The following is a 21,228-nucleotide window of genomic DNA, read 5'->3' on the forward strand; positions in this document are numbered from 1 at the left end:
AAGACTGGAAAAACTATTTTCTCTAACAATGATTGCTTTTGTATGGTGTTATAAAATTGGTGACTATTTGGATGAAAACATCAAAAAAATAAAAATAAAAAAACATGGCAGAAGAGCTGTAAGCGTGTTCAAATATGGATTAGATTACTTGTCGAAATTTCTTTTTACAGGATTTAACTCTTTAGATAACAGTCTTTTTTGCTTTTTGTCATGTACTTAAAAAATATTTTACTAATAGCCATCGAATCAATGTACCTTTGAATATTGCTAAGCGATTGATTGTTTAATGAAATTTGCTGTAATTGAAAATTGGTTCTTTTAAGTAATTCAATAATATAGATGTGGTAGTAAGCTCACGAACCGTTTGCATTTTACTTTTATCTTTTATTATTCCCTTTATAGATTTCTCTTTCCATTCAACAAGTAATGCCAATTCAGCAGTAAACCCTTTGTAATCGATACCTTCTTTAAGGATTACTCTTGCTTTTTGGATTTGTTCATTAATTTCATTAAAACTTGAGTTTTGCCTGCTTAATAATACATTTAAATCATAGTTTTCTTGATTTTCTTTCAAATTCTCAATATGCAATTTCTGCATTAATGAATCCAGAAGTTTATCCTTTTGGGTTTCAGTTTTTATTACGGGTGAGACTTTATCTTGCCCACAAACATTTAATATGCTAAACAAAAAAGTAAATAACAAAAAATTATTATAAATCATTTTTAAATAGTTTATCATTTTTCTTGAAATAAATTAGTTAATTCTGAAGTTTAAAAAAGATAGTAATGCAAATCCATTTGTGATTAAAAGTAGGAAAAAAATAAATATACTGGTCTTTATAAATATGATTTATTTTAAAAAATCAACATAAAACTATTTGATATTCAATTTGATAAGGTCATCAGCGTGTTCTATGTTAAGTTGTAGCTCTTAGATTTTTTTTTACTTGAATGTTAACAAAAAAATGCTTTGCGTTTATTTGGTTTTAAATGCTTTTTTGTTGCTTTTTTCTTAAGTTTTTAAGATAGAAATTTTGAAGAATATAATTTTAATTAAATTGAGGTGTCAGATATATAAAGTAGTAAAAGTAGGAATGTTTTTTGTAATTTAAAAATCGGTTAAGTAATTGATTTATTGGTTTTTATAGTGTTTTTTGAATGTAATTTTGGGTAACAATCTTAAAACAAACAAATCATGAAAAATTTATTTTTATCCGTTATTGTTACTTTATTTGTAACTTCTTCATTTGCTACTGCTATTAATGAAGAGCCTAAAGTTGTTTTGGTAAAAACTACAAAAGAACTAACGCAATTGCTTAATTCAACTTATTCTGAAGGTTTTTTAGAAAAAAATGAAAAAGTAAAAGTATTATTCACTGTAAATGAAATGAATCAATTGGTTGTATTGCAAGTGAATACTAAAAATTCTGACATTCAATATTTTGTAACAAAAGCGCTTAACTACAAAAAAGTAGTGTCTAATGAATTGAAATTTGGAGTGAACTACCTTGTTGAGGTGGATTTTAAAATGTAAAAAAGAGTTTTCAAATTATAAAGGCTGTCTAAAAATTTTAGACAGCTTTTTTTTGTATGGTCATTATTTATTTGTCAAAGCAATTGGATGAAGTTCAAACTTTCATTCAGGCTTCGATTTATATTATTTTCCAATTTCTTGAATCCAATCCGATTCGTAAATTTTAAATCCTTTATTATTTTGTTGCGCTATTGCAAAAAGAGCTTTTGCAACTATTGCGCTTTCTATAGGTTTGTACTTTTTTAATTTTCCAATAAAAAAAAAGGAAAATGTTTTCATAAAAAAAGCCCCAACTTTTTCTCCAAATCTAAATTCTGTTCGATTGCCTAAAAGTAGGGAAGGTCTCAAAATGCTGACTTTTTCTAGTGATGAAGCTTTAAGAAAACTTTCGATTTCGCCTTTTGTTTTCAAATATAAATTAGATGAAGTTGCATCAGCACCAAGAGAAGAAATAATCAAGAATTGTTTAATTTTTTTCTCTTCATCAATTTTTGCAAATTGTTGAGGATATTCAAAATCTACTTTTCTAAACGCTTCTTTGCTTCCAGCTTTGTTTATAGTTGTTCCAATAGTACAAAAGAAATCATCACCTTCAACTAAATCCTGATAACTTTCGGGTTTGTCAAAGTCAATAATATGTTGTTTTAATTTTGGGTGTTGAATACCCACATCTCTTTTTACGAAAGTAATAACGGTCGAATAGTCCTTACTCTCCAAAAGAAGTTGAAGCAATTGTGATCCAATAAGGCCAGTGCTACCTATAATTAAAGCGGTTTTCAAGATATGTACTAATTTTTACCTTTACCAAAATTGTATTTCACTTTCTCTACCACTTGAATTTTGTCATTTCCTTTTGGAAATTGTTTTTTTGATGGTCTCTTTGCTGCTGGTTTCTTTTTAGAAGGACTCTCGTCACCTCTTCCTCTTTCTTCGTCTTTTGCTTTTGGTTTGAATTCGGGTCTTTTAGAATCTCCTTCTTTCGCAGGAATTTGAGCTTTGTGTTTGGCCAAAACGTCATTTGGATTTTTTGGATTTTCTTTGGTTCCACGCAAATGAATTACCAACCCATTTAAGAAATTACGCAATACTTGATCGCCACATTCCATGTAGTTTTCGTGTTTTTCATCACGAAAAAAAGCACCCAATTCTGATTTTGTAATTCTAAAATCTACCAATTCCAGAATTTCTACTATTTGATCATCGCGTAACATCAAGGCTACTCGAAGTTTTTTGAATATATCGTTATTTGTCATTTTTTTTGTATTTAAAGTGCAAAGATAAGCATTTAACAAATGAATTTCCGGTTATTGTTTTTCTGACATTAAAAACACTGTGCCAATAATTTGAAATTCGATTTAAATTCTATTATTTTTGGATAATCAAATAGGTTTGATCATTATAAAAACACGTTCTACCATGAATTGTGTGGATAAGAAAAAAATAAAGAAAAATATCACCATTAAGAGATCTAGGACTTAATTAACCTTAATAACGTAATGGTGCAAAGGAAAATTTAATTTTAATTTTTAAAACCCACACGATTGAGTGTAGAAACTAAAAACCCAATAGTATAAATATCCAAAAGAGTATCATAAATTATGAAGAAAATCACAATCAGTATAGTTCTCTTTTTTAGTATAATGTATGTTCAAGCTCAAGCAGGTCATGAAATTAAGATTAATTTGAAGAATTGTAAAGACACCATTGCTTATTTAGCCTTTTATCAGTTTGATAAATTGTACGTTTCCGATACTTGTAAAAAAGTTGTCAACGGAAATATTGTATTTAAAGGAAAGAAAAATTTAGACAAAGGAGTTTACTTTTTACTCAGTCAGGAAAAAGGAAATTATTTTGATTTTATAATAGACGAAAACACTCAGAAACAACAAATCAATTCGGATAAAACCAATTTACTGGAAAATTTAAAAGCGGTAAATTCCAAACAAAATGAAAATTTCTTCAACTACATTCGTTTTGTAACCACCAAAAATAAAGAGTTTGATAGTTTTAAGAAATCAATTAAAGAACAAAAGAAACCAGATTCTATTGCTCTTTTAACCAAAGAATACAAAGTCTTAAACGATGGTATACTCATAAATGACCTAAATACAATTACCCAAAATAAAGGAACTTATCTTGCCGATATCATTAATTTAAAAACCGAAAAAATTGCCAAGGATGTTCCAAAAGCTTCCAATGGCAGACCCGACAGTGTTTTTATATATAATTATTATAAAAAACATTTTTGGGATGGTGTCAATTTTCAGGATGACGCTATGTTACGCAACCCATTTTTTACGAATAAAATAAAGCAATATTTTAATACGGTTGTATTACAGCACCCTGATTCGGTTTGTGTAGAAATTGACCGAATGATGCTTAAAACTAAGCAAGGCACCAAAATGAACATGCTTTTACTGGCTTATTTTACCCAAACGTATGAGATTCCAAAACTTATGGGAATGGACAAAGTGTTTATTTATATGGTTGATAATTATTTTAAAACAGGTAAGGCCAATGGTGTTTATGATGAAAGTGTGATCAAAATCATTATCAATAGGGGCAACGTTTTGGCTCCATTACAACTCGGAAAAACCGCTCCTGAGCTTTATATGATTGACATTCCTACTCATGATAAAATTGCCAAAATGGGTTTTGATACTGCCAAAACCAGCGAAGAAATAACCAAAATCTATTATGCCAATAAACCCGAAATTGAACAATCATACGTGACTTTAACCAGCATAAAAGCCGATTATTTGATTCTAATGTTTTGGGATGTAGATTGTGGACATTGTCAAAAAGAAGTGCCGAAAATTCTGGAAATGTACCACGATTTTCAAAAAGAGGGGAAAGATGTGAAAGTTTTCGGAGTCTACACGCAAAATGATTTTGAGAAATACAAGAAATACATAATTGACAATAAAATCGATTGGATCAATGTCTACGATGGAGTTCATATCAATAATCTCAAAGATAAATATGATGTGGTAACCACTCCTGTAATTTATATTTTGGATAAAAACAAAGTCATCAAAGCCAAAGGAATTGGTTCCGAAGCCATAAAAAGTATCATCACCCAAATGGAAAAGGAATATTCTAAAAAATAACGATTTAAGAATGATGATTGCTTCGCCAGTTCGCCTTTCAGGCTCGGGTAACGATTTTTGATTTTTAGATGTTGTGTAATTCTATAATGCTTCGCCAGTTCGCTATCGCTGGGGTCAAAAATCGTTAATCAAAAATCATAAATTTAATACCCCAACCAAATAATGGCATTTGCAAAACCATCCCGCCATAATTTTTCATTGTGATGACCGCCTTTTACAATTACTTTCTTGTTTAAATTTAAGCAATAACAACGGTTGGTATTCAGTAGTAGTTCCATGTGATTGAGATCTTTTACCATGTCATCATCATCTCCTTCCGAATCCCCACAAAGGAAATATATTTTAGCTTTTAGTTTTTTGCTGGTCGCCATATAATCATTGATGTCTTTTCGATTGATCCAAAAAGCAGGAGAAAAAACACCTGCTTTACCAAAAACTTCAGGATATTTTATAACAGCATAAAAAGAAGTTAATCCACCCAAAGAACTCCCCATAATGGTGGTGTTTTTGGCATTAATTTTCGTTCGGTATTTATTGTCAATTTCGGGTTTTAAAGTGTTAACGATAAATTCGAGGTATTTATCGGCATTTCCTCCACCGTATTTATCGTTTTTATAAGGGGTTAGCTCTTCCAGTCGTTTTTCGCCTCCGTTTTCAATACCAACTACAATTACTTGCGCGCTCAAACTATCTAGTTTTTCGTCCACATTCCATTCGCCTGCAAAAGAAGTTTTGGCATCAAAAAGATTTTGAGCATCATGCATGTAAATTACAGGATATTTTTTGGTTGAAGTTTTGTAGTTTTTAGGCAAGTAGAGCCAAATTTTACGGCTTGTTTTCAGTTGAGGAGCTTCTACTATAAAAGTCGAAACTTGTTTGGAAGCAGTGCTTTCTTGAGCTGTTGATTTACCAATAAATAGTAGTAAAGAAATTAAGTAAATGAATTTCAAGATGATTTAATTTTTAGATTTAAAAAAAAAGAATATTTTAGCTAAAATTAATCATTAGATGAACACACACATAGAAAAAATAAACTTATTATCGGAAATGATAGCTTTTTCATTGGTAGATGGTCGGTTGCACGAAAGAGAATATCAATTTGTTTGGATTGTTGCACAGGAATTAGGTATAAGCAAAAAAGAGTTCAGCGATTTATTTCATCAAGAGTTGCCCACAGGAGTTATAAAATCTGAGTTTGAAAGAATTCAGCAATTTTATCGTTTGGCATTATTGATGCATGTTGATGGTGTTTTACATCAAAAAGAGGAAGAAGCCATTCGCCAAATTGCCATTAATATGGGATTAAATCCAAGCGCAACGAATCGTATTCTTAAGTTAATGAAAACTTCGCCAAGCGCTATAATTCCTGCAGAAGTATTATTGAATCATTTTCAGGAACAATTGAATTAATGGATTTTTGCTTGCAAAGCTTTAATGTCATCTCTAAGTTTTGCTGCTTGCATGAAGTCTAGATCCTTTGCTGCTTTTTCCATTGCTTTTCGTTTTTCTCGAATGAGTTTTTCCAAATCAGGTTTAGACATATAGGCCGTTTCAGGTTCGGCGGCTACATTCATGATGTGTCCCAATTCGTATTCTACCAATTTGTTATTGGTAAAGGCACTTTCTATTTTTTTGTTTAATGCTTGTGGAACTACATTATTCTCAGTGTTGAAATTGATTTGCTTGGTTCTTCTGTAATTGGTTTCGTCAATGGTTTTTTGCATACTGTTTGTGATTTTATCAGCATACATAATTGCTTTTCCATTCAAGTTTCTTGCCGCACGCCCAATGGTTTGAGTAAGTGAACGATGGCTTCTCAAGAAACCTTCTTTGTCGGCATCCAAAATTGCTACCAATGAAACTTCGGGTAAATCCAATCCTTCACGAAGTAAGTTAACTCCAATTAGAACATCAAAAATCCCTTTTCGTAAATCTTGCATAATTTCAATACGTTCCAGAGTGTCCACATCCGAGTGAATGTAGCGGCAACGAATGGAAACTTTCGTTAGGTATTTGGCTAGTTCTTCGGCCATTCTTTTGGTCAGAGTAGTAACCAAAACGCGTTCGTCGAGCTCGCAACGTTGTTGAATTTCTTCAATCAAATCGTCAATTTGGTTCAAGCTGGGGCGAATTTCAATTATAGGATCCAATAAACCAGTTGGTCGTATGACTTGTTCGACATAAACTCCGTCACATTTTTGCAATTCATAATCAGCAGGAGTTGCTGAAACATAAATAACTTGGTTTTGCATGGCTTCAAATTCGTCAAACTTTAAAGGTCGGTTGTCCATTGCAGCCGGCAGGCGAAAACCATATTCCACTAAATTCTCCTTGCGGCTTCTGTCACCTCCGTACATGGCGTGCACTTGTGAAAGGGTTACGTGACTTTCATCCACAACCATCAAATAATCCTTTGGAAAATAATCCAATAAGCAGAAAGGTCTTGATCCCGATTCTCTTCCATCAAGGTAACGGGAATAATTTTCAATTCCAGAACAATATCCCAATTCTCGTATCATTTCGAGATCAAAATTGGTACGTTCTTCGAGGCGTTTGGCTTCTAGATGTTTGCCGATTTCTTTGAAATAATCCACTTGTTTTACCAAATCCTGTTGAATCTCCCAAATGGCGTTTTGTAACACATCTGGCGAAGTCACAAACATATTGGCTGGATAGATAGTGAGTTTTTCGAATCGCTCAATAACTTTGGATGTTTTTATATCGAAACTTTCCATTTCTTCGATTTCATCCCCAAAAAAATGAATTCGAAAAGCATCGTCAGCATAACTTGGGTATACTTCAACAATATCTCCTTTTATTCTAAAATTTCCAGGTGTGAAATCAGCTTCGGTTCTGGAATATAAACTTTGAACTAAACTGTGTAGCAATTTGGTTCTGGAAATCATTTGGTTTTTCTCAATGGAAATTACATTTTTCTGAAATTCTACGGGATTTCCAATACCATAAATACAAGAAACGGAAGCGACTACCAAAATATCTCTTCGTCCAGAAAGTAGGGAAGAGGTGGTGCTTAAACGCATTTTTTCTAGCTCTTCATTGATAGATAAATCTTTTTCTATGAAAACACCAGTTACAGGCATAAAAGCTTCGGGTTGGTAATAATCGTAATACGATACAAAATATTCCACTGCATTATTGGGAAAAAATTGTTTGAACTCTGAGTACAATTGAGCCGCCAAGGTTTTATTGTGTGCCAAAACCAATGTGGGGCGCTGTATTTCCTGAATAACATTCGCCACTGTAAATGTTTTTCCGGAACCAGTAACTCCAAGCAAAGTTTGAAATTGTTCGCCAGCTTCAATGCCTTGAACTAGTTTTTCAATGGCTTGTGGCTGATCGCCTTTGGGCTGATACTCGGATACGACTTGGAATTTCATTTGTTTGGAACGAAGGTTCAGAGATAAAAATTTTGGAAATATTTATTTGTAAAACTTTGGATTTCTACTAGTATGTCGAACTCGAATTATATAAATAACTTTCTGGGTAATTTTATAAGAAATTCTGTAACTGAATTTTTCAAAGGCTCTATACTTTTCATTAATTGGAATTCTCATTTCATCAGTTTCATAAATCTCCCAACCTGTTTTAAGGATTAATACTGAATCTACAATTGAATCAATGACTTTGTCAGGAACTGTAAAACCTTTGGTTTCTTCAAGTAAGTAAAAATAAATATCTTTTAATTGGTCTTGAGAAGTTGAAGTCCAAACTATCTCTTTTTCCATTCAGCAATTTTTTCTAAAACTTGATTATGAGAAAATACATTTCCATTAACAATATCTTTTTCAGATTTCTGCAAATCCTGATTATAGCTTTCAATGTTTTCTGATTTACTGTCCAAAAGTGTATTTATTGCTGACAAAAAAACTTCATCATCAATTTCAGATATTTTGGAAATTAAAATATTTTTTAATTCGATTGCGCTCATAATAAATGAATTTATACAAATTTAATCAAAAGAGTGTTGCAAATATTAAAACTTCCAAGCTTTTTGTTGTGCTTCGGTCATAAAAGTCCAAGCGACAATACGGCTTGTTTTTTGGCCTTGAGCCATTTCTATGGTTTTGTGAATTGCTGCCACATTATTCAGTGTTTTGTAAATCGTATTCAAGTTCGATTGTTTGGAAACCAAAGTGGTAAACCAAAGGCATTGCATAGGATATTTGGCGCTTTCAAAAATCATTTGTTTGATGAAACCCAATTCCCCACCTACACACCATAATTCCGCATTATGACCACCAAAATTAAGAACTGGTTTTGCTGTTTTAGGAGCATTTGGAGCCAGATTGTTCACTTTTCGAATACTGCTTTTTGTTGCTTCTTCGGATGAAGAATGAAAAGGAGGATTGCAGATGGTAAAGGTAAATTTGTCTTCGGGTAATATAATGTTTTTGAAAATAAAACGGGAATTCACCTGTAATTGTAAGCTTACGGCCTCAACTAGTTTAGGATTATGTTCAATAATTTTTTTGCAGTTTTGAATAGCATTTTCGTCTATATCAGTTCCTACAAATGACCAGCCGTAAATAGCATTTCCTAATATTGGATAAATGCAATTGGCACCAATACCTATATCGAGTCCGACAACCGATTCACCTTGTGGTATTTCACCGTTATTTGTTGTAGCCAATAAATCGGCGAGATGATGAATATAATCTGCTCTTCCAGGAATTGGGGGGCATAAAAAATCAGTAGGAATGTCCCAATTTTGAATATTGTAGTTGGTTATTAATAAGGCATTATTAAGTGCTTTAACCGCATCGGGAATGCTAAAATCTATTGTTTCGATATCATGTTCATTGATAAAAACAAATTCTCCCAATTTGGGGTAGTTTAATGTTAATAGTTCAAAATTATATCCAAATCGATGAAGATTTCTAGGGTGTAATGTTGTTTTTTCGGTATTCTTTATCGTTTTCATTTTCTAAATTTCGTTGCAAATATAGTCAATCATTTGATTGAAAAAAGTAAAACGGCTAGTAGTAGCTATTTTGATTTTTTTATTTGCAATAATCAAGCCAAAGTATTTGATATGTAGGTTGTTATGGTTTTTTGATTGTGGTCTATAATTTTTATTTTGAAAAAATATCTAAATGTATGTCAAATTGTATTTTAAATATTCAATGTTTATTAGTTCTTTGAGTACTATAGTTTTACTAATCTATGCATTCCATCAATAACAAATCGCCATCATTGTGGTTTATGGTAACTAATCCATCATGAGCTACTTCATTACTGCTGCCAGTTCTATAACCCATAGTAAGAGTGTCATTTTCTAAAGGATATACTAAGTTTTTAGAATAGATTCCGTTTACAACTCCTATAGGGATTAACGAAATTGGAGTGCCAGCAGTGTACCATTTCTCGAAAGTATTGGGAAGTAAATGTATTTTTGAATGATCGTCGAGTATTACGATTTTGATTAAATTTCTATAACGAACAATATTTGTCAGGTTGGTAATGGTATGATCGGCTCTTCTTCCGGTGGCCCAAACGACATTTACTGCAGGTATTTTTCTTTCTATTAAATAATCCAATGCTTTTTCTAAATCGGTTTTGTTTTGATCCGGAGTGTGAATGATTTCAATTGGATATTGAGAAGTTTGATATTTTTCGGGTTCAAATCCTCTATCAAAATCACCCAGCAAGACATCGACTTTTATGTCTAATTCCATTACACGTTCCATAGCCGAATCCAGTACAACTACTAATGGAGACCATTCTAGTAATTGTCCGAGTAATTCTGGATGACAAGAGGCGCCGTTTGCAATTATTAATGCGGGTTCTTGGTCGTCCCGTACGATATGGTGTGAAGACATTTGAATTTTAGATTTTAGAGTTTTGAATTTTGATTTATGATTTTGGTATAAATGGTAATCTTTAAAATTCAATTGTTTTTTTGGTAATAAAGGGGCAAATTTACGGATAATAAACTAATTTCTTGGAAGTTAATTTCCAACGTGTATAGTAGAGAATATTATTTAGTAGAAACTTATTTTTTGAGTTTATACACTTTAATGATTACCTCCAAAAAAACCTAATGATTTCTTTTTAGCGCCCACATAAGGGATGTACCTTGTGAGTTCCACTTTTTCTGTGGGATTCACAAGGTTTGGAAAAATGGCGGGAACGATGTTGGCTGAAAATGCCTAATCTTTCGCTCCAAATTATTTTGTATACAATTTGTCGTGCACCTTTCTCCAATTGAACACTAATTACGGAATATTAAATACTAATTCTTATTGAATAGTATATTCTCGGGAGTCAATTTCACTTACAGAAAAATATCCCAAAGGGTAATTTGCTGTATTGGTCGTATTTACTACATTACCTCTGATAGTTGATGGTGGGGATTGAAATGGGCCACCACCACTTTGACCAGCGAGATTAATGATAATGCTCATATAATTGTAATAGCTTTTGGAAACGCCTAAGTGGGTAATGTTGATTTTCTGACCTACTTTTAAAGAATCATTTTGAGAAATACTGAAGAATTCGTTTCCATTAAAAAAGGAGTCTTCATCGGTATATAAATCGGATTTTTTTTGGTTTTTTATGTAATCATAACGATATAAGTAGAAATTTTGTTCGTTTGCAGGATCGTTATAAAACGCTTTAATTTCAATGTCTTTACCTGTAAATCCGCCTTGATTGTTTTGAACTATTTTGGTAATTGGAGCAACGGCTAACATTTTTTCAGTAGCAGTGTATGTTTCTCCCTTTATTTTAATGGTCAAAAAATAGGTTTCGTTTAATTTTGGAGCAAAATCGGAACAGAAATAAATACCAGTATTTGGATTTTCAATAAAGTTAAAAATAGTATTTGAATTATCTTTAACAAAAACTTCAGCTCCTGAAGCTGGTGGAATTATTTTGTCAAAATAGCCTGTAGAATAAGTGAGTTTTATAGTTTGTATATTTCCAGTAGTTCCTTTTTGCCAATTTAAAGCTGCTTCTACTGCTAATCTCGGAGCAGCAGTAGTCAAATCGACTTGTATGACATCTTCACAACTTGTAATTGCAAAGGATAAGATAATGAGTAAAGTTGTTATTAATTTCTTCATTGTTGTTTGTTTTTGTAATTGCTTGAACAAATATGTTTTAAAATTTAAAATTGTAGCTTACTGAAGGAACTATACCAAAAATGGATGTTTTTACCGCTTCGTTTGCTCCCGTGTCAACATTTTCTCTAAATCCTACAGAAGCCGCATTTTTTCTATTGTAGAGATTATAAATACTAAAAACCCATTCAGCTCTCCAGTTTTTGTTTGGATTTGATTTTGGAGTTAATGTAGCCGAAATATCCAAGTGATTAAACGATGGAAGTCTTTCTTCGTTGCGCAATCCATAGATAGGTATACTCAATCCAAGATAGTCGTATTGTCCGTTTGGATAAGTGGTTGGCTGCCCTGTTTGGTATATAAAGTTAGCACCAAATGTCCATTTTGGATTTAAATAATACGAACCTGTTACAGCCAAATTATTGACTTTATCATATACTGAATTGTACCATTGTCCATTATTTATACCGGTTTCAGTCGCTGTTCTTCCAGGTGTTTTTTGCTCGGATTTGGACAGCGTATAGGATATCCATCCCGTTAAATTTCCTTCGTTCTTTTTGAACATAAATTCTAAACCATAGGAACGCATTTGCCCGTTTAGAATTACTTGTTCAATAGCTTTATTGGCAATTAAGTTGGCGCCATCTATATAATCCAATCTGTTTTGTACTTCTTTGTAATAAGTGCTTACTTCAGCAGAGTACGCTCCTTCTTTGAATTTTCTAAAATAACCAAATGCTACTTGGTCTGCGATTTGAGGTTTAATATAAGTACCACTTGGTGTCCAAATGTCTAATGGTGTCGGAGATGATGTATTGGAGATTAATTGAAGGTATTGCACCATTCGATTGTAGCTTGCTTGAAATGATTGATCATCGTTGAGTTGGTAGTTGATGCTTAGACGAGGTTCCAAGTTGTTGAAGCTTTTTATAACTTCATTTTTAGTATAATATTTTGTGTCTATAGGTGTTGCTTTTTCATAAATCTGAAAATCTGTATTGAACAATACGGGGTTGTTATTATCGTACAAATTGACAGTAGAACTTCCTATGTTGTAAAATAAACTGTAGCGTAAGCCATAGTTTATGTCAATACGTTTCGAAATTTTTTGTTCTGCATTGATGTAAAATGCGGGTTCAAATGCATATTTCTTTTCCAGTTGGTCGAAATTAATTCCAGATTCTGGACTTGAAGGTTTAATGGTTCCAGGATTAAAATCGTAATAAATTGCATTTATACCATAATTTAGTTTTATACGATCAGAGATGTAACTTTTTAAGTCGTATTTTATATTGTAATTTTTAATGCCAGATTTCCATTCAAATCCCACAAAATCTAGATCCAAGCCGTAATAATAATCGCTATAGATTAGTGATAAATTCGAAAATAATTTATCTGAAAATAAATGATTCCATCTCGTATTAAAAGTAGTGTTTCCGTAAATATTGGTAAAACTTTTATTTAATTGAAAAACATCTCTACCAAAATAACCAGATACATAAAGACTATTGTTTGGATCTAATTTATAGCTCAATTTGGTGTTTAAATCATAAAAATAAGCGGCATTGTCTTTTTGGTCTTTAGATAATTTTAAAAATAAATGCGCATAAGAGGCGCGTCCAGCGATTAGGAAAGATCCTTTGTCTCTTACAATTGGTCCTTCGGCCAAAAGACGACTTGTAATAAGCCCGATTCCACCATTCATATGAAAGGAATTACTGTTTCCGTCTTTTTGATAGATATCCAAAACCGAAGAGGCTCGACCTCCATAGCGTGCAGGAATGCCTCCTTTGTATAATTTTAAATCTTTAATTGCATCAGGATTGAATACGGAGAAAAAACCAAAAACGTGCGACGAATTGAAGATAGAAGCTTCATCTAATAAAATTAAATTCTGATCAGCGCCGCCACCACGAACGTTAAATCCTGAAGCAGCTTCACCAGCATTGGTAACGCCAGGAAGTAAAAGAATTGATTTTATAATGTCCACTTCACCGAGTACCACTGGCATTTTTTTGATAGTAGAAACCGAAAGTTTATTGACACTCATTTCGGGTTTTCGATTTTCGGTTTTATTGTCGTTGCTATTAATTATAACTTCTTGTAAAACATTTTCGGAACTCGTGAGCTTAAAATTTTGTTTTGTGTTTTTATTTAGTTCAATAGTTTCTTCAATGGTTTTAAAGCCTAGTGATGTTATTTCTATTTTATAATTTCCTTTGGGTAGTGTGATGGAATAAAATCCATATTCATTGGTAATGATGCCTGTTTTTAATTCGGGAATTAAAATGTTTACACCTATTAAAGTTTCATTACTATTTGTGTCCGAAATGGTACCACTTAAAGTGAATTTTTCTTGTGAAAATAAATGGAAAGTAGAGATAAATAGAAGGAATACGAATATTTTCTTATTTGTAATCATTGGTAAGATTTAGTATTACAAAATAAGTGAATTTATTAGCTAATAATAGAGGAACGAGTGTTAATGTAACGTTAAGAAGCTACACTAGTTGTTTGAACTTTTTTTAGTTTTATTTTTAACTTTTTTGATTGCAGATGCACTTACTTTGATTTTAAATCATGATAATTAATGAAGATTAATTAAAAAGTTTTAAGTCTTGAAAAATTGATGTTCGATAGGTACAAAACAATCATGCAATACAGACAGAAAACCATTTTTTTTCTATCTGTATTTTATGATTGGGAGTGAAATCTAGGCTTAGATCTTGTTATAGTGTGTTTTATAAAAATACAATCAAATGGAAAAGGATTTTTTCAAGAAATATATTGCTGTATTTTGAATCTAAAAATAGTAGAGCCAAACAAAGTATATCTTGAACTCCATATTAATTTTAAAATATAAAAAAGTTCTTAGGTTTGAAAAAAATTTTAGCTGTAGTAGATTTCTAATTCGGAATCTGTTTTATATATAATTCTTTTTTTTATTACTTTATAAAATAAGAATTAACAATAGAATGATAATGATAATGGCTCCAATTGATAAATAGACTCCATTGCCAGAAGCTTTTAAGCTTGCTTTTATTTCTCGAACTTCTTTACGTAACTCTTTTTTTTCTTTAGCATTCAGGTTTGATTTGTCCATTGCTTTAATTTCTTTTAGACGTTCAAACATAACTTTTACTTCAGCTGGCATTTCTTTGGGGTTTGAAGTGACAGGTTCTGTATTTTTTTCTGATGCATAACCAATGGTAGGAAGAATGCTTAATGACAACACCATCATCATTAAATAAAGGGATAATTTTTTCATATTTTTTTGTTTAAAATGTTAAATAATTTACGTTATAAAGGTGAAAAAATCTGGCGTACAATGTGTTGCATATTTTTTAGTAATAATTACAAAATTCACACATTGATAAAGTTTAAAATTTGACAAAAAAAAGACAGCTGTTTCCAGCTGTCTTTTGAATGTGTTTAGTAATTAGTACTACTAAAATTATGCTATTTTAGCCAAAATTGTATTGAAAGTGGCGCTTGGACGCATTGCTTTGTCTGTCAATACTGGGTTTGGTTGGTAATATCCACCAATGTTTTGAGGTTTTCCTTGAGACCCTATTAATTCAGTATTTATTTTTGTTTCATTGGCGAAAAATTCAGCTGAAATTGGAGTAAATGTTGCTTTTAGTTCACTGTCTTTGTCTTGATTTGCCAAAGCTTCTGCCCAATACATAGCCAAATAAAAATGAGATCCACGATTATCAATTCCGCCTATCCTACGGGAAGGAGATTTGTCAGTTGCCAAGAATTTTTCGGTTGCAGTATCCAAAGTTTCAGCCAAAACGATTGCTTTTGGATTGCGTAATGTTTGACCTAAATGTTCTAATGAAGCACCAAGAGCCAAAAACTCTCCTAATGAATCCCAACGCAAGTAACCTTCTTGGATGAATTGCTCCACATGTTTTGGTGCTGATCCACCTGCGCCAGTTTCAAATAAACCACCACCATTCATCAATGGAACAATAGAAAGCATTTTGGCCGAAGTCCCTACTTCAAGAATTGGGAATAAATCGGTTAAATAATCTCTCAAGACGTTTCCTGTTACCGAAATAGTGTCCAATCCTTTAATGATTCGCTCCAGGGTAAAGTTGGTAGCTTCGATAGGATTCAAGATTTGAATGTCTAAACCAGTTGTATCGTACTCTTTTAAATATTTTTCAATTTTAGTGATTAATTCTCTATCATGTGCTCTGTTATTGTCTAACCAGAAAATAGCAGGAGTATTAGACAAACGAGCTCTGTTTACAGCTAGTTTTACCCAGTCTTGAATAGGCGCGTCTTTTGCCTGACACATTCTGAAAATATCGTTTGTTTCTACATTTTGTTCCATTAAAACAGTTCCATTTGTATCAACAACACGAACAACTCCGTCTGCTTTCAATTGGAAAGTTTTGTCATGAGAACCATATTCTTCGGCTTGTTGTGCCATAAGTCCAACGTTTGGAACACTTCCCATTGTAGTCGGAACAAAAGCACCATGTTTTTTACAAAAGTCAATAGTGGCAGTATAAACTCCAGCATAACATCTGTCTGGAATAATCGCTATCGTATCTTGTTGTTTCCCTTCTTTATCATACATCTGTCCAGAAGTACGAATCATAGCAGGCATAGAAGCATCTACAATCACATCCGAAGGGACGTGAAGATTCGTGATTCCTTTGTCTGAGTTTACCATTGCTAATGCTGGACCATTCTCGATAGCCTTTGTAATTGCAGCTTCTACTTCGCCTTGTAATGGATGTCCTGCTATTTTAGCGTAAACATCACCTAATCCATTGCTGGTATTGATGTTTAATTCTGAAAATAAAGCAGCGTATTTTTGAAAAACATCAGCAAAGAAAACTTCTACAATTGCTCCAAAAATTAAAGGGTCAGAAACTTTCATCATTGTAGCTTTCAAGTGAATCGAAAGCAAAACGTTTTGTTCTTTGGCTTCTTGTATAGTTTTGTTAACAAATGATTTTAAAGCATTAAGGTTTAAAACCGAACTGTCAATAATTTCTCCTGATTTCAAAGGAGTGCTTTCTTTTAAAACAGTTGTACTACCATCTTTGGCAATAAATTCGATTTTTACATCGGTAGCCTCTGTCAAAGTCAATGATTTTTCACTTCCGTAAAAGTCACCACTTTCCATAGATGCTACACGGGTTTTTGAATCGGCAGACCATGCTCCCATGGAGTGAGGATTGGCTTTTGCGTAATTTTTTACTGCTTTTGGAGCTCTACGATCTGAGTTTCCTTCGCGTAAAACAGGATTTACAGCCGAACCCAAAATTTTTGAGTATTTGGCTTTTATGTTTTTTTCGTCTTCACTTTGCGGGTCTTCTGGATAATCTGGTAAATTGTATCCATGAGATTGTAATTCGTCAATGGCAGCTTTTAATTGTGGAATTGAAGCTGAAACATTTGGTAATTTTATAATGTTTGCTTCGGGAGTTGTAGCTAATTTTCCTAATTCTAATAACGCGTTTTCCGTTTTTTGATCTTCTTTTAAAAATTCAGGAAAATTGGTAATTATTCTTCCTGCTAGAGAGATGTCTCTTGTTTCAATTTCGATATCAGAAGTAGCAGTAAATGCTTGAACAATTGGTAAAAAAGAGTAGGTTGCCAATAAAGGAGCCTCATCTGTAAGGGTGTAAAAAATTTTAGCTTTTGATGTCATTTTTTTATTTTTTAAAATCTAAATCACAATTTATAAACGGCCTTTTGAATAATTACAACGTTTGAGTTAAGGCGGGCAAAGATACAAAATCAAGTTGTAATAGAGATTGAAATGTTATATAAAAAAATAATTATAGAAAGGTATTCTGTGATATTTTTTAATAATTAGAATATGATATTTTTAACCCCTTTTTATTTTTAAATTCTTAATTTGAATACGGTATAATTATCAAAAAAAAAGTCCCAATTTCGATTTTCATCGCATTGGGACTTTTTGTAATAAAGTAAATAGTTTGAACTATCTTCTTTTATCTCTAATTTTTGCTTTTTTACCAGTAAGTTCTCTGAAGTAGAAAATTCTTGCTCTACGTACGTGACCTTTCTTGTTGATTTCAATTTTTTGCAAAGCTGGCAAGTTTACTGGGAAGATACGCTCAACTCCAATTGCTCCTGACATTTTACGAATTGTAAAAGTTTCTGTGTTTGCAGAACCTCTTCTTTGAATAACAACACCTTTAAAAAACTGTGTTCTTGTTTTTTCACCCTCTTTAATTTCGTAGTAAACTGTGATAGTGTCTCCAGCTCCGAATACAGGGAAATCTTTTCTTGTTACAAATTCGTCTTGAACGAATTTCATTAAATCTGCCATGATGTTTTTTTATTATGGTTTTTATCAAATCAACATTCGCGGACTTCGCCAGAGGTTAATCTAAATTTGGGTGCAAATGTAAGGCTTTTGTTTGAAATCACAAATTTTATTTTTAAGTAATCAGTATTCCCTTTCTTAGTGTTCAGTTAAAACAAAACGATTAGAAACTAATTACTAAAAAACGGAACACTGACTACTCTTTTACTTTGGTTGTTGTTGCGTAACACAGTGAATCATTCCTCCGTTGGCGTACAAATTACGAACATCTATACCAATTACTTTTCTATTTGGATAAATAGACTGAATCAAACTATTGGCTTTTGCATCGTTTGGGTCATTATAATTAGGGACTAAAACTACTGTGTTTGCGATATAATAGTTTACATAAGACCCTTTGTATCCTAGTTTTTTGCCGTATGTCGTAACTACTTCATTTTGAGTCAATGGAAGTTTTAAGAAAGTATAACTTTTGCTGTTTTTGTCTTTAGCATTGTATAAATTTGTAATGTCGGTTTGAGGTACTTCCCAATACAATAAGTCACTTTCGTTCATCGTAACTATTGTGTTAGTGTTTCCAAAACGAGCAAAACCATCAATATGCATATCCGTGATTTCTCTTCCTGCTTTACCTTCTAACCAAATAAAATGTGTAGTTCCAAGGTACTTCTTGAAAATAGCTTCTGCTTGTATTTGTGTCATACCTGGGTTGCGATTCGAATTCAAAATTGAACTTTTGGTAGCCATTAAAGTTCCGTTTCCGTCTATTTCTATTGCTCCACCTTCATTGATCATAATAGAATTCAAATCAACCATAGCGGTTTTTTGATCGTTTGCAATTTGAGTCGGTATGGTATTGCAGTTTTCAAAAGCGGCTTTTTTGCCCCAACCATTAAATCCCCAATCTTGAATAACCAATTGATTGTTTTTGTCTCTTACATATATAGGTCCATTATCTCGAACCCAAACATCATCTGTTTTGTGAATTTTAAATTCAATATTCGATAATGATACTCCAGCATTTTCAAGTATTGAAATTATTCTAGATTTTTCAGTACTATCGTAAGCAACAATATGAACTTTTTCACTTCCAATTAAAGATTTTGTCATAGCAACCCATGTGTCATCAAGGTCGTTTCTAAAATCATTACCATATTGGTATTGATGGGGCCATTGCAACCAAGTTCCTTCGTGGGGTGCCGATTCTTCGGGCATAGTATACATGATTTCTGAGTTAATGGGTTCGTCTGGCGTATTTGAAACAGGTTCTTCTTGACAAGAAGTTAATAAAGGGAATAATAGTGGTAAGAAAAATATTTTGTTCATTTTTTGAGTTTAATTGTATTAATAATAAAATTGTCGATCAGTACTAGTATTTTGACAGGACAAATGTATTTCTAAACACAACCCAATAAGTTGTCCAAAACGGACAATTTACAAAAGTGGAATGTAAATCGCTGTTACGTAGTCTTCTTCGTGATTGCAGTTGGCTTCGTTTTTTATATATTGCTCAACTACTGCGGTGTGCGAACATTCGAATTCATTATCCAGAAGCCAGCTTCCAAAGATTTGTTGGTACGTATTTTCTAATGAGTCGTAGCTGCCATAGTGATTAAATTTGGCATAATTGCCGCCAAAGATGGATTTAGTGGGAAAGCTTTTTATTGAAATACTCGTTTCTATACAGGCATCATAAGTACATTTTGACTTTTCTGTAATTACTATATCATCTGCAATTACACCAAAGTATGCTGAATTGGATTCTGTTATGTCGTTTTTTAAAAAATTTTCCCAGAGACTTTCTATATCTGGATTGATATACGAAGTTTTGCAACTCATATAACAAACTCTAATTTCTGGTTTAAAGAGAATTTTCGGATTCAAAAGACAAGTAATTTTTTGTTGAGGATGTATGTCATTCAACAGGATTTCTTTTTGACTTCGAGCCGCAGAAGGTGAGAAATTGAAATGTTTCTTAAAAGTTTTTGAAAAAGATTGAACATCAGAAAAGCCAACTTCAAGAGCAATATCTGAAATCTGTTTGTTGGTATATAATATTTTTTTATACCCGTTTTCTATCTTCAAACGAGTATGAAAAGAACCAATAGTTTCATTAAAAAGAGAGTAAAAAATACGTTGTAAGTTTCTGTACGAATAACAAGAAATTGATTCTAGGATATCAGTTGAGATGGTTTTATTGTAATTGGTCTCAATATAATTCCGAGTATCATAAATACGTTTTAGGTTAAAATCACTCATTTTTTAGTTTTCAATTTTAAGAAAAAAGTAATTAAAGAATAATGCTTCAATCTAGGTTACAATTGCAACTTTTTATAAAAAATTCAAACTGATTACTAAAAACCGACCACTGCCAACTTTAATTCTCCTCCAACAAATCCGGTCTCCTGTTCTTAGTATGTTCATAAGCGGTGTCTTCTCTCCATTTGTCAATTTTAGCAAAATGGCCACTCAATAATACATCAGGAACTTTCCAACCTTTGTAATCGGCAGGTCTGGTATATATAGGACCAGAAAGCAATCCATCTTGAAAACTATCCGTCAATGCTGAGGTTTCGTCACTCAAAACACCTGGAATCAAACGGATTAATGCATCGGATAACACCAAAGCACCCAATTCTCCTCCAGACAAAACATAATCACCGATTGAAATTTCTTTGGTGATAAAATGATCTCGTACCCGTTGATCCACTCCTTTGTAATGACCACACAAAATGATGATGTTCTCATACATTGACATGGTGTTGGCCATTTTTTGGTTTAGTGTCTCACCATCTGGAGACATATAGATGATTTCGTCGTAGGTTCTTTCGCTTTTCAAGTGAGTGATACAAGCGTCAATTGGCTGTACAGTCATTACCATTCCGGCACCTCCGCCAAAAGGATAATCATCCACACTTTTTTGCTTGTTGGTCGTATAATCTCTTAAATTATGAAAATGAACTTCTACCAAACCTTTGTCTATGGCACGTTTCATAATCGAAGCTTCAAAAGGACTTCTTAATAATTCAGGTAATACAGTAACGATATCAATTCTCATGGTACTTTTTTAAGAACCACAAAGGTACATATTAAATGATTTAAGATTTTCAGATTAACGATTTTTGATTAACGATTTTTGACGTTTAATTTTTCAATCTAAAATCTAATATCGTTAATCAC

At 32.4% G+C, this 21,228-nt stretch carries 20 protein-coding genes and 1 pseudogene; 4 read left to right on the forward strand and 17 right to left on the reverse strand.

All coding sequences use genetic code 11. From position 1 onward, the window contains the following. Window positions 1-220: pseudogene (locus tag AC8GF4_RS17680) on the forward strand (IS4 family transposase); the annotation flags it as partial. Between the two features lie 63 nt (window positions 221-283). Here AC8GF4_RS17680 and AC8GF4_RS17685 read toward each other — a convergent pair. Beyond that, the gene (locus AC8GF4_RS17685; RefSeq protein ID WP_506596633.1) at window positions 284-721 is read right to left on the reverse strand and encodes a hypothetical protein; all 438 of its coding nucleotides are present in this window, start codon (window positions 719-721) and stop codon (window positions 284-286) included. Between the two features lie 474 nt (window positions 722-1,195). Between AC8GF4_RS17685 and AC8GF4_RS17690 the strand changes: the two genes are divergently transcribed. Continuing rightward, window positions 1,196-1,534 (forward strand): hypothetical protein, encoded by a 339-nt coding sequence (locus tag AC8GF4_RS17690; protein WP_506596635.1) that lies wholly within the window; start codon window positions 1,196-1,198, stop codon window positions 1,532-1,534. A gap of 123 nt (window positions 1,535-1,657) precedes the next feature. Here AC8GF4_RS17690 and AC8GF4_RS17695 read toward each other — a convergent pair whose 3' ends face one another. Together AC8GF4_RS17695 and AC8GF4_RS17700 are read right to left on the reverse strand one after the other, a co-directional pair. Continuing rightward, entirely contained in the window at window positions 1,658-2,314 is a 657-nt protein-coding gene (locus AC8GF4_RS17695; protein WP_506596637.1) for an NAD(P)H-binding protein, read from the reverse strand. A gap of 8 nt (window positions 2,315-2,322) precedes the next feature. After that, window positions 2,323-2,787 carry a DUF1456 family protein gene (locus AC8GF4_RS17700; protein ID WP_506596638.1) on the reverse strand — a complete coding sequence of 155 codons (465 nt, stop codon included), beginning with the start codon at window positions 2,785-2,787 and terminating at the stop codon, window positions 2,323-2,325. A gap of 345 nt (window positions 2,788-3,132) precedes the next feature. On the opposite strand from AC8GF4_RS17700, the gene AC8GF4_RS17705 reads away from it, so the two are divergent. Continuing rightward, the gene (locus AC8GF4_RS17705) at window positions 3,133-4,644 is read left to right on the forward strand and encodes a redoxin domain-containing protein (RefSeq protein WP_506596640.1); all 1,512 of its coding nucleotides are present in this window, start codon (window positions 3,133-3,135) and stop codon (window positions 4,642-4,644) included. A 143-nt stretch (window positions 4,645-4,787) separates the two neighbouring features. Here the strand turns inward: AC8GF4_RS17705 and AC8GF4_RS17710 are convergent, their stop codons facing one another. After that, complete coding sequence (locus AC8GF4_RS17710; protein WP_506596643.1) at window positions 4,788-5,594, reverse strand: alpha/beta hydrolase; 807 nt, start codon at window positions 5,592-5,594, stop codon at window positions 4,788-4,790. 58 nt (window positions 5,595-5,652) lie between these two features. Here AC8GF4_RS17710 and AC8GF4_RS17715 point away from each other — a divergent pair, with 58 nt between their 5' ends. Beyond that, window positions 5,653-6,054 (forward strand): TerB family tellurite resistance protein, encoded by a 402-nt coding sequence (locus AC8GF4_RS17715; protein ID WP_506596645.1) that lies wholly within the window; start codon window positions 5,653-5,655, stop codon window positions 6,052-6,054. Here the strand turns inward: AC8GF4_RS17715 and uvrB are convergent. From uvrB to trmD, 13 genes are all read right to left on the reverse strand, one after another. Further along, a complete protein-coding gene (gene uvrB, locus AC8GF4_RS17720; RefSeq protein WP_506596647.1) occupies window positions 6,051-8,042 on the reverse strand; it encodes an excinuclease ABC subunit UvrB in 1,992 nt (663 codons plus the stop codon). The two genes, AC8GF4_RS17715 and uvrB, sit on opposite strands and share 4 nt — an antisense overlap. Before the next feature lie 42 nt (window positions 8,043-8,084). Beyond that, window positions 8,085-8,390 carry a type II toxin-antitoxin system RelE/ParE family toxin gene (locus AC8GF4_RS17725; protein ID WP_506596648.1) on the reverse strand — a complete coding sequence of 102 codons (306 nt, stop codon included), beginning with the start codon at window positions 8,388-8,390 and terminating at the stop codon, window positions 8,085-8,087. Next, window positions 8,375-8,593, reverse strand: a complete 219-nt coding sequence (locus tag AC8GF4_RS17730; protein ID WP_506596650.1) for a hypothetical protein — start codon at window positions 8,591-8,593, stop codon at window positions 8,375-8,377. The genes AC8GF4_RS17725 and AC8GF4_RS17730 overlap by 16 nt, the downstream gene beginning before the upstream one ends. Before the next feature lie 45 nt (window positions 8,594-8,638). Then, window positions 8,639-9,586, reverse strand: coding sequence for a 23S rRNA (adenine(1618)-N(6))-methyltransferase RlmF (gene rlmF / locus AC8GF4_RS17735; protein ID WP_506596652.1), 948 nt, complete (start codon window positions 9,584-9,586; stop codon window positions 8,639-8,641). A 235-nt stretch (window positions 9,587-9,821) separates the two neighbouring features. Next, window positions 9,822-10,484: a thiamine diphosphokinase gene (locus tag AC8GF4_RS17740; protein WP_506596654.1), complete on the reverse strand. Its 663-nt coding sequence runs from the start codon at window positions 10,482-10,484 to the stop codon at window positions 9,822-9,824. Between the two features lie 420 nt (window positions 10,485-10,904). After that, window positions 10,905-11,729, reverse strand: coding sequence for a DUF4249 domain-containing protein (locus AC8GF4_RS17745; RefSeq protein ID WP_506596656.1), 825 nt, complete (start codon window positions 11,727-11,729; stop codon window positions 10,905-10,907). 37 nt (window positions 11,730-11,766) lie between these two features. After that, a complete protein-coding gene (locus AC8GF4_RS17750) occupies window positions 11,767-14,148 on the reverse strand; it encodes a TonB-dependent receptor (RefSeq protein WP_506596658.1) in 2,382 nt (793 codons plus the stop codon). A 528-nt stretch (window positions 14,149-14,676) separates the two neighbouring features. After that, window positions 14,677-14,994 carry a hypothetical protein gene (locus tag AC8GF4_RS17755; RefSeq protein ID WP_506596660.1) on the reverse strand — a complete coding sequence of 106 codons (318 nt, stop codon included), beginning with the start codon at window positions 14,992-14,994 and terminating at the stop codon, window positions 14,677-14,679. Between the two features lie 186 nt (window positions 14,995-15,180). Beyond that, complete coding sequence (locus tag AC8GF4_RS17760; protein WP_506596662.1) at window positions 15,181-17,403, reverse strand: NADP-dependent isocitrate dehydrogenase; 2,223 nt, start codon at window positions 17,401-17,403, stop codon at window positions 15,181-15,183. Window positions 17,404-17,700: 297 nt separating this feature from the next. Continuing rightward, window positions 17,701-18,051, reverse strand: a complete 351-nt coding sequence (gene rplS / locus AC8GF4_RS17765; RefSeq protein WP_506596663.1) for a 50S ribosomal protein L19 — start codon at window positions 18,049-18,051, stop codon at window positions 17,701-17,703. Between the two features lie 201 nt (window positions 18,052-18,252). Then, complete coding sequence (locus AC8GF4_RS17770; protein WP_506596665.1) at window positions 18,253-19,374, reverse strand: agmatine deiminase family protein; 1,122 nt, start codon at window positions 19,372-19,374, stop codon at window positions 18,253-18,255. Between the two features lie 108 nt (window positions 19,375-19,482). Further along, window positions 19,483-20,307 (reverse strand): AraC family transcriptional regulator, encoded by an 825-nt coding sequence (locus tag AC8GF4_RS17775; RefSeq protein ID WP_506596667.1) that lies wholly within the window; start codon window positions 20,305-20,307, stop codon window positions 19,483-19,485. A gap of 118 nt (window positions 20,308-20,425) precedes the next feature. Beyond that, a complete protein-coding gene (gene trmD, locus AC8GF4_RS17780; RefSeq protein WP_506596669.1) occupies window positions 20,426-21,106 on the reverse strand; it encodes a tRNA (guanosine(37)-N1)-methyltransferase TrmD in 681 nt (226 codons plus the stop codon). Window positions 21,107-21,228 lie beyond the last annotated feature (122 nt).

This window comes from Flavobacterium rarum (SeqCode) (assembly GCF_965234445.1).
Lineage (GTDB): Bacteria > Bacteroidota > Bacteroidia > Flavobacteriales > Flavobacteriaceae > Flavobacterium > Flavobacterium rarum.

What these genes read in the sequence shown, in the direction of transcription:
- AC8GF4_RS17685 (WP_506596633.1), bottom strand. Translation starts at nt 721, where the DNA reads ATGATTTATAATAATTTTTTGTTATTTACTTTTTTGTTTAGCATATTA.
- AC8GF4_RS17690 (WP_506596635.1), top strand. Translation starts at nt 1,196, where the DNA reads ATGAAAAATTTATTTTTATCCGTTATTGTTACTTTATTTGTAACTTCT.
- AC8GF4_RS17700 (WP_506596638.1), bottom strand. Translation starts at nt 2,787, where the DNA reads ATGACAAATAACGATATATTCAAAAAACTTCGAGTAGCCTTGATGTTA.
- AC8GF4_RS17705 (WP_506596640.1), top strand. Translation starts at nt 3,133, where the DNA reads ATGAAGAAAATCACAATCAGTATAGTTCTCTTTTTTAGTATAATGTAT.
- AC8GF4_RS17715 (WP_506596645.1), top strand. Translation starts at nt 5,653, where the DNA reads ATGAACACACACATAGAAAAAATAAACTTATTATCGGAAATGATAGCT.
- uvrB (WP_506596647.1), bottom strand. Translation starts at nt 8,042, where the DNA reads ATGAAATTCCAAGTCGTATCCGAGTATCAGCCCAAAGGCGATCAGCCA.
- AC8GF4_RS17725 (WP_506596648.1), bottom strand. Translation starts at nt 8,390, where the DNA reads ATGGAAAAAGAGATAGTTTGGACTTCAACTTCTCAAGACCAATTAAAA.
- AC8GF4_RS17730 (WP_506596650.1), bottom strand. Translation starts at nt 8,593, where the DNA reads ATGAGCGCAATCGAATTAAAAAATATTTTAATTTCCAAAATATCTGAA.
- rlmF (WP_506596652.1), bottom strand. Translation starts at nt 9,586, where the DNA reads ATGAAAACGATAAAGAATACCGAAAAAACAACATTACACCCTAGAAAT.
- AC8GF4_RS17740 (WP_506596654.1), bottom strand. Translation starts at nt 10,484, where the DNA reads ATGTCTTCACACCATATCGTACGGGACGACCAAGAACCCGCATTAATA.
- AC8GF4_RS17745 (WP_506596656.1), bottom strand. Translation starts at nt 11,729, where the DNA reads ATGAAGAAATTAATAACAACTTTACTCATTATCTTATCCTTTGCAATT.
- AC8GF4_RS17750 (WP_506596658.1), bottom strand. Translation starts at nt 14,148, where the DNA reads ATGATTACAAATAAGAAAATATTCGTATTCCTTCTATTTATCTCTACT.
- AC8GF4_RS17755 (WP_506596660.1), bottom strand. Translation starts at nt 14,994, where the DNA reads ATGAAAAAATTATCCCTTTATTTAATGATGATGGTGTTGTCATTAAGC.
- AC8GF4_RS17760 (WP_506596662.1), bottom strand. Translation starts at nt 17,403, where the DNA reads ATGACATCAAAAGCTAAAATTTTTTACACCCTTACAGATGAGGCTCCT.
- rplS (WP_506596663.1), bottom strand. Translation starts at nt 18,051, where the DNA reads ATGGCAGATTTAATGAAATTCGTTCAAGACGAATTTGTAACAAGAAAA.
- AC8GF4_RS17770 (WP_506596665.1), bottom strand. Translation starts at nt 19,374, where the DNA reads ATGAACAAAATATTTTTCTTACCACTATTATTCCCTTTATTAACTTCT.
- AC8GF4_RS17775 (WP_506596667.1), bottom strand. Translation starts at nt 20,307, where the DNA reads ATGAGTGATTTTAACCTAAAACGTATTTATGATACTCGGAATTATATT.
- trmD (WP_506596669.1), bottom strand. Translation starts at nt 21,106, where the DNA reads ATGAGAATTGATATCGTTACTGTATTACCTGAATTATTAAGAAGTCCT.